Origin of the sequence: Nostoc sp. 2RC, from assembly GCF_014222165.1 — a bacterium.
GTDB classification, from domain to species: Bacteria; Cyanobacteriota; Cyanobacteriia; order Cyanobacteriales; family Nostocaceae; genus Nostoc; species Nostoc linckia.
Genome location: NZ_JACKZU010000249.1, coordinates 1 through 11,987, shown reverse-complemented (window position 1 = coordinate 11,987; position 11,987 = coordinate 1). Strand labels below are relative to the sequence as shown.

At 40.1% G+C, this 11,987-nt stretch carries 9 protein-coding genes and 1 pseudogene; 4 read left to right on the top strand and 6 right to left on the bottom strand.

All coding sequences use genetic code 11. The features are described from left to right. Positions 1 to 194: 194 nt before the first annotated feature. Positions 195 to 998: an ABC transporter permease gene (locus tag GNE10_RS23790; protein WP_185567272.1), complete on the bottom strand. Its 804-nt coding sequence runs from the start codon at positions 996 to 998 to the stop codon at positions 195 to 197. An 814-nt stretch (positions 999 to 1,812) separates the two neighbouring features. On the opposite strand from GNE10_RS23790, the gene GNE10_RS23785 reads away from it, so the two are divergent. Continuing rightward, a complete protein-coding gene (locus GNE10_RS23785) occupies positions 1,813 to 2,901 on the top strand; it encodes a glycosyltransferase family 4 protein (RefSeq protein WP_185567271.1) in 1,089 nt (362 codons plus the stop codon). A gap of 96 nt (positions 2,902 to 2,997) precedes the next feature. On the opposite strand, the gene GNE10_RS23780 is transcribed toward GNE10_RS23785, so the two are convergent. The 3 genes from GNE10_RS23780 to GNE10_RS23770 form a co-directional block, all read right to left on the bottom strand. Further along, positions 2,998 to 4,473 (bottom strand): pentapeptide repeat-containing protein, encoded by a 1,476-nt coding sequence (locus GNE10_RS23780; protein ID WP_185567270.1) that lies wholly within the window; start codon positions 4,471 to 4,473, stop codon positions 2,998 to 3,000. Between the two features lie 203 nt (positions 4,474 to 4,676). Then, complete coding sequence (locus GNE10_RS23775; RefSeq protein ID WP_185567269.1) at positions 4,677 to 5,420, bottom strand: pentapeptide repeat-containing protein; 744 nt, start codon at positions 5,418 to 5,420, stop codon at positions 4,677 to 4,679. A 691-nt stretch (positions 5,421 to 6,111) separates the two neighbouring features. Further along, positions 6,112 to 7,935, bottom strand: coding sequence for a tetratricopeptide repeat protein (locus GNE10_RS23770; RefSeq protein ID WP_099073197.1), 1,824 nt, complete (start codon positions 7,933 to 7,935; stop codon positions 6,112 to 6,114). A 266-nt stretch (positions 7,936 to 8,201) separates the two neighbouring features. Here GNE10_RS23770 and GNE10_RS23765 point away from each other — a divergent pair, with 266 nt between their 5' ends. Both GNE10_RS23765 and GNE10_RS36130 read left to right on the top strand, forming a co-directional pair. Beyond that, positions 8,202 to 8,492, top strand: coding sequence for a hypothetical protein (locus GNE10_RS23765; RefSeq protein WP_260447027.1), 291 nt, complete (start codon positions 8,202 to 8,204; stop codon positions 8,490 to 8,492). 15 nt (positions 8,493 to 8,507) lie between these two features. Beyond that, positions 8,508 to 8,606 (top strand): annotated as a pseudogene (locus GNE10_RS36130) (hypothetical protein); the annotation flags it as partial. A gap of 272 nt (positions 8,607 to 8,878) precedes the next feature. Here GNE10_RS36130 and GNE10_RS23760 read toward each other — a convergent pair. Continuing rightward, the gene (locus GNE10_RS23760; protein WP_185567268.1) at positions 8,879 to 9,469 is read right to left on the bottom strand and encodes a thioredoxin family protein; all 591 of its coding nucleotides are present in this window, start codon (positions 9,467 to 9,469) and stop codon (positions 8,879 to 8,881) included. A 233-nt stretch (positions 9,470 to 9,702) separates the two neighbouring features. Here GNE10_RS23760 and GNE10_RS36570 point away from each other — a divergent pair, with 233 nt between their 5' ends. Continuing rightward, positions 9,703 to 9,903, top strand: coding sequence for a hypothetical protein (locus tag GNE10_RS36570; RefSeq protein WP_099073247.1), 201 nt, complete (start codon positions 9,703 to 9,705; stop codon positions 9,901 to 9,903). A 23-nt stretch (positions 9,904 to 9,926) separates the two neighbouring features. Here the strand turns inward: GNE10_RS36570 and GNE10_RS23750 are convergent, their stop codons facing one another. Continuing rightward, positions 9,927 to 11,837: an acetate--CoA ligase family protein gene (locus GNE10_RS23750; protein ID WP_185567267.1), complete on the bottom strand. Its 1,911-nt coding sequence runs from the start codon at positions 11,835 to 11,837 to the stop codon at positions 9,927 to 9,929. Positions 11,838 to 11,987: the final 150 nt, after the last annotated feature.

The following is an 11,987-nucleotide window of genomic DNA, read 5'->3' as shown; positions in this document are numbered from 1 at the left end:
CCCTTAGCAAGGGGAGGGGATTAAGGGGTGGGGTGCAATGGCTGTGGGAATCATAACTAATTATGCGGACATGATATGAATTGTGAATTCTGAATTCTGACTCCTGAATTCTGACTTCTGACTTCTGACTCCTGAATTCTGACTTCTGACTTCTGACTTCTGACTCCTGAATTCTGACTCCTGAATTCTGATTTTTAGCTTTTCTTTTCTCCAGAAACACGAAGCATTTCAGCAATAAAAGCAACGATCGCTGATACGCAAATCAACATTACACTCAATGCGTTAATATCAGGTTTGACACCTGTTCTAATCCGACTAAAAATTTCCATTGGTAAGGTGTTAGAACCACTACCGGCAGTAAAACTGGCAATCAAAAAATCATCTAAACTCAAGACAAAAGCTAACAAACAACCAGCAATAATACCAGGCATTAATTGAGGTAATAATACTTTGATAAATGCTTGGGTTGGTGTCGCGCCTAAATCTAATGCTGCTTCTTCTAAGTGAGGATCTAAGTTTGTTAGTCTCGAAGCAACCACAAGTCCCACGTAAGCCAGACAAAATACCACGTGTGCTGCAACTATTGTCCACAAACTCAAAGGTATGGCAAAGGCGGCTAAACATACTAAGGTAGCTACTGCGATCGCAATGTCGGGAATAATTAATGGTAGATAAGCTACGCCACGATACAAATTTTTCAAGGGAAATTGATAACGCGCTAAACCAACCGCCATCAAGGTTCCCAGCACTGCTGCAATCCCCACTGCACAACTAGCAACTATCAAACTATTTTGCAAAGCTGATAAAATGCGATCGTCGCTGAACAACTTCAAATACCAATCCAAGGTAAATCCTTGCCAAGTTGCACTGTATGGCGATTTATTAAAGCTATAAAAACCAAGTACCAGTATAGGCAGGTACATAAACACAAATATCAGCAGCGAGAAAACCGCCTGCCATGTGACACGCGGTTTTTTGATATGTGGAGAAATATTCACGTTTATATTTGATTTTTCTTAGTTGGCAATATAAAATATCACATTTTATCTAAAAAGTCAATATTTTTTGAATTTACGTTGACTTGATGCTAGTTTCTTGGTGTTTCCAGATGGAATAAGCTGATGCGCTTTTAAATTGCATAACTCAACTCGTTACAAAGACGCGGGGACACGGAGACACGGGGACACGGAGACGCGGGGACGCGGGGACACGGAGATGCAATTTGCTTTTTGCACTCTTGTCGTCAAAGTGATGCATCTCACGGGAAAGGGAAAATACTAAACCTTTCCCCCTTTCCCTTTCCCCTTTTCCCTACTTCTCTTAGAAGTCTAGAGACGTTGTAATGCAACGTCTCTACATTTGTGGGTAATTTACAACTATACAATCTATCTTTGGGCACAATGGATAAATCTTTCAACTTACAAAATAGGGTATTTAGGTATCTAAAACCCTGATTTTTTAATTAATATTTGAAAAAACCTTAGTTAATATAGCTCATACCATCTTTTTAGTCTGATATTAGCTATAGACATGGATTTAATAAATGCGATCGCAATTTATCTATCCTAAATAATGTAGATAAAAATCATACTAAAATCTGATAAATTCAACTAAATTTATTTCCTGTGGAATCGTTAATTTATTTACTAAGGTAGACAAAAAAACTTTAGATAAAAGCATAAGATTTTGATGCAATTGTTAATAAGGTTTGTGACTTCAGTAACTTGTCAGCGTAGATGTAACTAAGTATAAGCACAACGAAAAGAGAAAAAAATACTTGTTATTCAAGTTTTATTTTGGAGGAGGTTTGTAATGCGAATTGCTCAAGTAGCCCCATTATTGGAGAGAGTACCGCCTCCCGCTTATGGTGGCATAGAGTTAGTGGTTGGGTTGCTCACTGATGAACTAGTGCGACGCGGCCATGAAGTGACGTTATTCGCATCGGGGGATTCTGTTACTTTGGCAAAACTAGTGTCAGTTCATCCTCATTCTTTAAGACTCGATCCCGCCGTCAAAGATTACAGCATTTACGAAATGCTAGAACTAGGTTCGGTGTATCAACAAGCAGCTGAGTTTGATATTATTCACTCTCACATGGGTTATACGGCATTACCCTATGCCAATTTAGTCGCAACCCCTACAGTTCATACATTGCATGGTATTTTTACCCCTGAAAACAAAAAGATGTTTACTTTTGGTAAAAAACAACCATACGTTAGCATTTCTGATGCCCAACGAGAACCAAGATTAGCATTAAATTATGTAGCAACCGTCTACAACGGAATTAATATCAACAAGTATGAGTTTTATCCTCAACCAGAAAATCCGCCTTATTTGGCATTTTTAGGTCGCATGTCTCCAGAAAAAGGAGTACATTTAGCCATAGAAATTGCTAAACAAGGTGGTTGGGATTTGAAAATGGCGGGTAAAGTAGATGTTGTTGATGTGGAATATTTTGAGACAAAAATTAAACCACAAATTGACGGCCAGCAAATTCAATATTTAGGTGAAGCTAACCATGCTCAAAAAAACGCGCTGATGGGAGGTGCAATAGCAACTTTATTTCCTATTACTTGGCGAGAACCTTTTGGCTTAGTGATGGTTGAATCAATGGCTTCGGGTACGCCTGTGATTGCGATGAAATTGGGATCTACCCAAGAAGTAATTGTCCAGGGTAAAACAGGTTTTCTTTGTGATGGTATTCAAGACTGTATCAATGCTATTGACAAAGTCACAAATTTAGACCGCTATGCTTGTCGCCAACATGTAGAAAGCCATTTCACTGTTAAACAAATGGTTGATGGTTATGAAGCAGTTTATCAACAAATTATGGAAGAAAAATTTTCTCAAAATGGGCACTACAGGAATTTGCTGACTTTAGGGAGACAAGGATTTAAATAAGGGACTTAACTGGTAGAATGCGCCTAAATAACTAATTAATGATTGCGGTAGATGCACAAGTAATACTTAATCTAAAATCCAAAATCCAAAATCTCATCACCCTGATTGTCGCCAATTGGTTGGTGCTTCCATATAATCAGGTAGGCGAGTGGTGCGATCGCCAAGTGCTTTTTTAATCTGCTGCAACTCTAGGTTTTTTGCTCCCGTCAAAATTGTGCCTTCGAGTTTCACGTCACTCAGGTTCGCTTGCAAAAAGTTAGCTCCCATGAGATTTGCCTGGGTGAGATTAGCTTGATAAAAAGTTGCCCTTTGGAGGTTAGCGCCGATGAAGTTTGCTTGATATAAATCTGCTTCCGTTAAGCTGGCTTCGGAAAGGTTGGCAAAATAAACTTCTGTTTGCTGGAGTTTGGCTGCATTCAAGTTAGCGCCAGAAAGGTTAGCACCGTTCAAGTTAGCGCCAGAAAGGTTAGCACCAATTAAACCAGTCATGTGCAAATTGGCTTTACCGAGTTTTGCTCCTTGCAAGTTAGCTAAAAACAGCTTTGCTCCGGAAAGGTTGGCAATTTTTAAGGTTGCTTGTTGTAAGTTGGCTTTATACAAGTTTGTTCCTTGGAGATTTGCTGCACGCAGACTTGCTCCTGCAAGGTTAGCTGACCGCAGATTTGCACCGCAGAGATTAGCGCGGTTGAGGTTAGCCCAACAAAGGTCGGCAGCGCACAAACTGGTTTTGAGCAATTTGGTTTCATAGAGAATAGCTCGAACGAGTCTTGCGCCGTTGAGGTCAGCTTCAGATAAATCTGCCCCCCGCAAATCAGCGCCACTCAAGTCTGCTCCTCTGAGGTCAGCTTGTTGTAAGTTAGCTCCCACTAAATCTGCTCGTCTGATGTCGGTATTACGTAAATCAAGTTTTTGATCTTTTGGGTCTTCGAGTAAATTCCGTCTGCTGATGACAGTTAAAGCTGCTTGAATATCGGTGCGTATTTTTGTTGTTTCATCATGGAATTTTGGCTGTAATTGCTGTGTCGAATGCAACCCACCTTTGCGTTTACTGTAATAAATTGCCGGTGAGTATTCTAGCTTTGTTTGTTCTGTTTTTACTTGCTGAATTGGTGTATTTTCTCGCACAAACGCAGTGAGGATTTCCATGATTGTCCAGTGTTCTTTGGGGAAATCTTGGGCAACTCTTTCTAATGCATAAATCGCGCCTGTGCGAGTTTCAATTTTTTCATGTCCTAGCTGGGAAATTGCTCCCATAAAGCGTTCTGCAATCAATCTATCTTGATTGAGTTTGGCGTTTTGAATGTCAATTTCTAAATTTTTCTCAGCAGCGACGGCGTTTTTCTGCAAAGCTTGGGTACGCTTTGCTGCATAATAAGCATTGAACATTACTGCCGATGCCAGAAAAACTATTGCGGTGGTTGTTAATGTTTGGTTTCTATACTGGATTTTCTCTTGAACTGACAATTCCTTAACATTGGACAACGCAAAGAAAATGACAGTCAATGAGCCAGCAAATATAACTGTTATGATTATCAACCAATTTAACAAAGTGTCTGTCTTTTTAGAAGACATGGTAAAAATTTTCCTTACAACCTAGAATTATTACTTAGTTATTTGGACAAAATAGTATAGCATTTAGCAAAAAAAATATAATATGGTCACAATAGTCATTTAACTTACGAATAACATCGGATATACTGGTACATCACGCTATAAATAAATTAGCGATCGCCAATCAGTGAAATCCTTAGGCGATGGAAATTACAAATTAGAATTTACTCAAAAAATTGAACTTCCCGGAAATTTGCTCCATCAAGTATGGCATCATTGAGAATTGCTCCGTGGAGGTTAGCTAAATATAAGCTGGCACGATGCAAGTTTGCTTTTTGCAGGTTCGCTTGTTTCAGGTTGCTAGCACTGAGGATTGCACCTTTGAGGTTAGCTGAATATAGGTTAGCTTTTTCTAAATTAGCTGCACTGAGGATTGCTCCCTCTAAATTAGCTTGTGTGAGGTTAGCACCAGCAAGATTAGCTTGATAAAGATTTATCTGTTCTAAGTTAGCTTGATTGAGGTTTGCTCCTCTGATATCCACATGACTCAAATCCAACTGCTCGTGTTCTGCATCTTTGCTGACATCTCTGCGAGCAATAACACTAAGAGCCGCTTGAATATCTTTAGGAACTGTGATTGAGGTGCTGCTGATAACTTCCCTTTGCGGTGTATGAGGAGCATTTTTGCGAATAAAACTAGTGAGAATGTCCATGATTATCCAGTGGTACTGTGGATGATTATGGGCAATTGCCTCTAGTTCGCTAATTACAGCGACACTGGTTTCCATTGTGCGATGGTCTAACTGTTCAATTGCAATTTTTAAACGCTGTTTTAGCGAGAGTTGAGGAGCATATTTAACTTGTTGAAGAAAATCATATATCTTCAGGAATATTTCTGATGTCTGATTGTTATTTATTGGTAAAATATTTTTCATAGCGTGAAAAGCATTTATAATTACTGTCAACATAAAAAATACTCGTAGTGATTTTTAAGAATTTATTTTTCAAGGGTATTGTTTCATGATTGGTCAATATTTGAATATACTAGCGCAACAAAAAAATAGATCGGGAACTTGTGGTATTGTTGACGGTTGACTGTTGACTGTTGACCGCCAGCACCAGTGTTTTAGCACACATTAGCTGATAATTATTTAGTAACAGTTCAATTGGCGGGGGAAAGGGGAAAGGCGAAAGGGGAAAGGTTTTAAATCCCTTACCCTTTACCTCTTTCCCTTTCCCCAGACCTCACAAGCGCATTTTTGGGTTAGCAGACCACTAGGAAATAACATACATACTGCCTACCGCCATCAATCATCAGTTAGATTCATTATTTTTAATTCTTCACGAACAATTGACCCCGGTCATGATAATTTTCAAAGAATTCAGCAGCCAAAATTCAAAAATCAGCTTTTTTTGCTTGTAGTAAGGACTTTAGTCCTTATTAAAGGACTAAAGTCCTTACTACAAACTTAAAATAATATGCCAGTTGCGTAAGTCCTAAAGTAATCAAGCGGACATGATATGACGCTCTTACGCGGGGAATTTTTTGATAACTGATTAGGCGGACATCATTATAATTGATTCTGAATTCTGAATTCTGAATTCTGAATTCTGAATTCTGTATTCTTCTTCAATTGCAAATTCCTAATATCATGTACTTTATTTTCGTTGAATTTGTTCAACTAGCTGCATAATTTCTTGATAATACTGAATATTTCCTTCTTGATAATACAAGTGTGCGGATTTCTGAAAATCCACAATTGCTTGTTGCAAATCACCTAAATTTTGGTAAACATCTGCTCGTAGGATGTAAGCTGAAGCCCAATGAGGTTGACGTTTTAAAGCTTCGTTTAAGTCTGCTAAGGCGGAGTCGAAGTCTTCCAACAGAGAATAGCTACGTCCCCGATTGTACCAATCTTCAGGAAAGCTAGGGTCGATGGCAATTGCTTGAGTGTAATCTTTGATTGCACCATAATAGTCTTCTATGGCGTAGCGAGCATTAGCCCGATCGCTGTAAAATGCGGCAGATTGAGGATTGATTTGCAATGCTTGGGTGTAATCTGCGATCGCACTTTCATATTTTTCTAAAGCATAATTAGTGGAAGCCCGATTATAATAAGCTTCCACTAAATCAGGATTGATTGCTAAAGCTTTGTCATAATCTGCAATGGCTCCATGTTCATCTCCTAACAGACGACGGGCATTGCCCCGATTGCAGTAAGCTTGGGAAAAGTCAGGAATCAATTCTATGGCGATGGTGTTATCTGCAATTGCTCCTGGGAAATCTTGCAAAGCTTCACGGGCGATACCCCTACCGTAATAAGCTACGGCTAATTTATCATTAATCTGCAATGCCCTGTCGTAATCTTTGATTGCTCCTTTATGATCTCCTATGGAACTACGAGCGGTGGCGCGATCGCAATATCCCTCAGCAAAATTAGGATTGAGTTGTAATAAACGATTACTATCTTCAATAGCACTTTGATAATTTCCCAATCGGCGCAGAGCATCGGCCCGAAAGCCGTATACTAAAGCTAGTGTGGGATTTTCTTGTAAAGCTCGGTCATAATCTGCAATTGCACCTTCAAAATCTTCAAGGGTGCTAAGCACCAAACCGCGTTGGCAATATGCTTGCACATCATCGGGATTGAGTTTTAGCGCTTGGTTAAAATCTTTAATGGCTGCTTGATAATTTTGCAGGTGAGACAGAACTAAACCGCGATTATAATATGCACTGGCAAAGTTGGGGTTAATTTTTAAAGCGTGGTTGTAATCAGCCATCGCTTGTTCATAATCTCCCAGAGCATAATGGGCATTACCTCGGTTATGATAAGCCTCTGTTAAGTTAGGATCTAATTCTAATGCCCGGTGATGGTCGGCTATTGCTTCGTGATAATTTCCTAAAATATGATGAATGTTACCCAGATTGCTGTAAGCTGCGGCAAAACGGGGATGCCATTGTAAAGCTTCTTGAAAATCAGCGATCGCTCCTTGAGAATCCCCCCGATCTAAACGGGCTACACCGCGATTATGATAAGCATTGGCAATATCAACATTAATGTTATCAGCTAATTGAGCGCTGATTTCTATGGTTTGGATGTAATCGGCAATGGCTTTGTCGTAGTCTCCTAAAGCAAAGTAGGCGTTTGCGCGACTGTGATAAGATTGGGCGAGATTCGGGTCAATTGCCAATGCTTGGTTATGGTCAGCGATGGCTTGTTCGTAATCTCCTAAAAAGTAGCGTGCATTAGCGCGGTGATAGTAGGCTGTGGCAAAATTGGGATTGATTTCAATGGCGCGATTAAAATTGGCGATCGCACTGTGATAATCTGTGAGACTACTTGAAATAATTCCTCGATTATGGTATGCCTCGGCGTAATTTGGATTGAGGTTAATTGCTTGGGTGTAAGCTGTAACGGCTGCTTGGTATTCCCCTTGCAAATTTTTGTTTAATCCTTGGTGGAAAAAATCTTCAGCATTCATAATAAATAATTTTTTTATTTATGATAAACGCTGACTTTGAAGCATGGGAATTTTTAATTATGATAATTTGAAAACCGTTTTCAGTTCTATTTTGCCTGGTGTTGAGATTTTTGGTTGTAATAGAGCGATCGGGTTTCATTGAAATTGAAAGTTTGTCCTGTGGTTTGTTATATCTGCCATAGCTGTTTCAATCCCGTTGCCGGGTTTCATTTAATTGAAAGATTTCTTGATGGAAAAACTGACCTAAAAGCTGTTCAGAATTGCGATTGCATGACGGTCTCTTTTATCTATTTGCATTTATCCCCGACTGGCGTTCTTGGCGATTTGACTATTGGCATAACATCGACCAAAATCATATTTTTCGCTTAGATAAAATCGCCAGTGTAGGCGCTGCATCCAATACTCGTTGGGTATCCTGTGATTTTCCCACACTAAAAATTCGCTATCGCACCAGTGGTCAATTATCTAATTATCAACCCCGTCGCAAAGATGAAGTGATTATTTATAGCGACCCAGAAGGAAAATTCTGCGACATCGAAGCAACAGTAGATTATTGATTTTGGTTTCGCCAGCGCATCTTAAAATATGGCGCTAACGCTCAAATTTTAAGTCCCCAACAGTTAGCTGATGAAATCAAAAAAGAATATGAGAAAGTATGGGAAAAGTTTTGAAAAAGGGAGTAGGACATAGGGCATGGCGTATGGGGAGATGAGGGAGATAAAACTCCAAACTCCAAACTCCTAACTCCTAACTCCTAACTCCAAACTCCTAACTCCTAACTCCTAACTCCAAACTCCTAACTCCTAACTCCAAACTCCTAACTCCAAACTCCAAACTCCTAACTCCAAACTCCAAACTCCAAACTCCAAACTCCAAACTCCAAACTCCAAACTCCTAACTCCTAACTCCTAACTCCAAACTCCAAACTCCCCATCCCCAATTGCTAATTTACTACTTGGCTGCCATGACTGCGGGGGTCATCTTGACTTGGCGTTGGTGCTACTGGGGCTGAGAATTTGGAAACTTGTCCGCTAGATTGACCGTAGGGAAGAGATGAACCAGTAACTAAAGCTTCTAAGTTGCTAGCCATGATTGTCCGGGGTTGATCGCCGATCGCCTGAGCAATAGTTTCACCACCAGGCTTCAAAAAGATAAAATGCGGAATCCCATCCACGCGATATTTCAACATTTCTGGCAACCATTTGGTATTATCCACATTCAACATCACAAAATTTAGCTTGTCAGCATATTGTGTTTCTAGTTGAGCAATATCCGGTGCCATTTTTTGGCAAACTGTACACCAATCAGCATAAAACTCCACTAGAGATGGTTTCCCGTTGGTCATTGCTACTTCTAGCGGTGTGGAGGCTTCGCTTAATTTCGCTAGGGAAGCTGACGTTGTTTCAGTTCGCAATCCCAAGAAAAACGCAACACTCAAGGCGATGGCGACGCTGGCAACTAAGAAGTTCCTCAAACGTTTCCCAAAGGTGGATTCAGACTTTTCAGGGGAATTCGTTGGTAAACCAGTACTCATAACAGAATTATTAAAACTTATTAAGTAGTCTCTTTAACTCTAGCAATTTGTGGGGAATTATCAAAAATCTCTTGTTTAGCTGACTCGAAGGGCTTCCCAAAAATATGGCAAGTGGTTACAGATGCTATTAATCGCGTCTGTACGTGAGTAAAATTTTGATGATATCAAAGATAGTTAAAATAGTTAAAAGTAGCAACCCTATTTTAATCATAAATCTAGAAGGGCAAATCTCTATGGTCTCAGCCACTAGTAATATAGGTAGCCTGAGCTTTGATACGTTTGTTGCAGATTATCTGGATGATGTACGCTACGAATTAATTGATGGAATTTACCAAGGAAAGCAGTTTGGGAGAACAGAACGCCCGATCTCCCAAACATTTCCTGACTTAAATTTGACAGCAGAACAAATATTTGCCGCAGGTCGTTCAAGTTAGGTACTAGGCAAAACTTTTGTGACTCACAAAATCGCTCCAGTTTCTTTTAAATAAACCCGTGTAAATGGTTCATCTTCACCCAAAGTGTAATCTTCAATTAATCCTTTGCGGCGAATAGAAATATCGTTGCCTTTTCTAATCACCACAGTAGAACTATCAAAAACATCCCGCGCTAACATCATCTCAGTTTCGGTGGGATTTTCCAAAACTACGATGTTACTACGTTGGTAAAACATACCTTCTTGCTCTAATATGTCTTCCGGATATTCCGCAATCAACAAATCTAGTTTGGGATGACGCAATAAAGTTTGAACGTTGCTGTTGTAATTTTTGCTTAATACTTTTTTAGAGCGATTCACAAAAACTGCATCACGACAAACAGCGCCGATTGTCCAGTCGGAATGTTGCGAAAGAATATGGTCAATTGTTGTTTGCAGGTCTTCAACGGAGATTTGATTAAAGGTAATAATCGGTATCCTCGCATCTGTGCCAGACTCAAAAAACGTTTCTAAAATATGAGAAGGCACATCAACGCTTTCACCTTCAGAAGGTTTCAAATGCATCAAAATTCCTGGTGCAGCGTTAATTTCCAAGATTGCGAAGTTACTTGATTTCCAAGAATCTGAGAGATTTTTGGCAATCACATCAATACCCAAACATGTCAGCTGAAAGTGTTGGGCAATATCTTGGGCGAGGATAATATTATCATCATGAATGGTATTGGTTGCATTGATGCTCATACCCCCGGCGGAAAGATTGGCGACTTTACGTAAGTAGACGGTGCGCCCTTTCTCAATCACACTATTTAATGACAAACGCTGTTCGTCTAGATAAAGTTCCATTGCATCGTCCACCAGAATTTTACTCATGGGGGAAGTGGGTGAATCTAAACGTGCGGGTTTGCGGTTTTCTTGACGAATTAATTCCGCGATGGTTAGGTAGCCATCACCAACAACTGATGCGGGACGCCTTTCTGTGGCAGCAACGAATTTACCATTGACGCACAATAAGCGAAAATCCGAACCAGAGATGCTTTGCTCTACTATGATTCGCGTCACCTGGTCTTCGGGAATCGCTGCAAGTGCCCTTTTGTAAGCAGATTCTAGTTCTTTTGAGTCTTGCACGTCAGCCGTGACGCCAATTCCTTTGTGGCCTACCACTGGTTTGACTGCCACTGGGTAGCCAATTTCTCTAGCTGCTGCTAATGCTTCCTTTTCAGTAAAGACAATATCGCCTTCAGGTATTGGAAAACCCAAAGTTTTCAAAAATGCTTTACAGTCGTCTTTGCGGGTAGTAAATTCCGAATCTAGGTGGCTATCACGGTTAAATGTTGTTGCTACCCCCCGGACATGTTTTTTCCCAAAACCGTATTGCATCAATCCTTCTTCCCAAAGATAAAATGCGGGAATACCTTTTTCCTGGGCTGTTCGCAATAGGGCGTAGACTGTGGGGCCGCCATAAACAGAAGCACGGAATCTCATTTGCAGCTTGATTAGCTGATCTTCAAAGTTGAAGTCTTCGTCTTGGGTAATGGCTTCAAACCAATCCCAAACAAAGTAAATTACTTCTTTGGTTGTGCGTTCGTGTAGAGATTCGATACTAATTCGCGTGCATTTTTCGTATGGCTTAACACTCCAGTGGTTGAGGTGCAACTCCATATCCAACTTGCTGACTTGTGATGCCACTTGAGCGAATAGATGGGCATAGGATTCGTAGTTTTGGTGGCGCAAGTAGGGATAGCGATCGCCAATTCTCGAAATATAATCCTCAATAGGCAAAGGCTCTCTCAACTCAACTAGAGCAAAATCAAATACTAATGCCCCTCTATCTAAATAAGGGTTAGCTCCAATGTAATGCTTGAAGTTGAAAATATCGAATACATCTGTTCTTCTAGCATTAATGCGGACTAAATCGCTGCTTTTTTGTTGAACCATTGATTATGAACCTTTGGCTAAACACCCTGAAATTAAAATCCTAAGTTTGATTACTCGGATTTATTGATTTTTACAATTCACTAGTCAGAATACTTACAGATACCATCAACTCGCCTCTTCCTGAAAGGGGAAAGGGGAAGGGGGAAAGGG

Excerpts from the sequence above, each read along its gene's own strand:
- GNE10_RS23785 (WP_185567271.1), top strand. The coding sequence starts at position 1,813 with ATGCGAATTGCTCAAGTAGCCCCATTATTGGAGAGAGTACCGCCTCCC.
- GNE10_RS23780 (WP_185567270.1), bottom strand. The coding sequence starts at position 4,473 with ATGTCTTCTAAAAAGACAGACACTTTGTTAAATTGGTTGATAATCATA.
- GNE10_RS23775 (WP_185567269.1), bottom strand. The coding sequence starts at position 5,420 with ATGTTGACAGTAATTATAAATGCTTTTCACGCTATGAAAAATATTTTA.
- GNE10_RS23770 (WP_099073197.1), bottom strand. The coding sequence starts at position 7,935 with ATGAATGCTGAAGATTTTTTCCACCAAGGATTAAACAAAAATTTGCAA.
- GNE10_RS23760 (WP_185567268.1), bottom strand. The coding sequence starts at position 9,469 with ATGAGTACTGGTTTACCAACGAATTCCCCTGAAAAGTCTGAATCCACC.
- GNE10_RS36570 (WP_099073247.1), top strand. The coding sequence starts at position 9,703 with ATGGTCTCAGCCACTAGTAATATAGGTAGCCTGAGCTTTGATACGTTT.
- GNE10_RS23750 (WP_185567267.1), bottom strand. The coding sequence starts at position 11,837 with ATGGTTCAACAAAAAAGCAGCGATTTAGTCCGCATTAATGCTAGAAGA.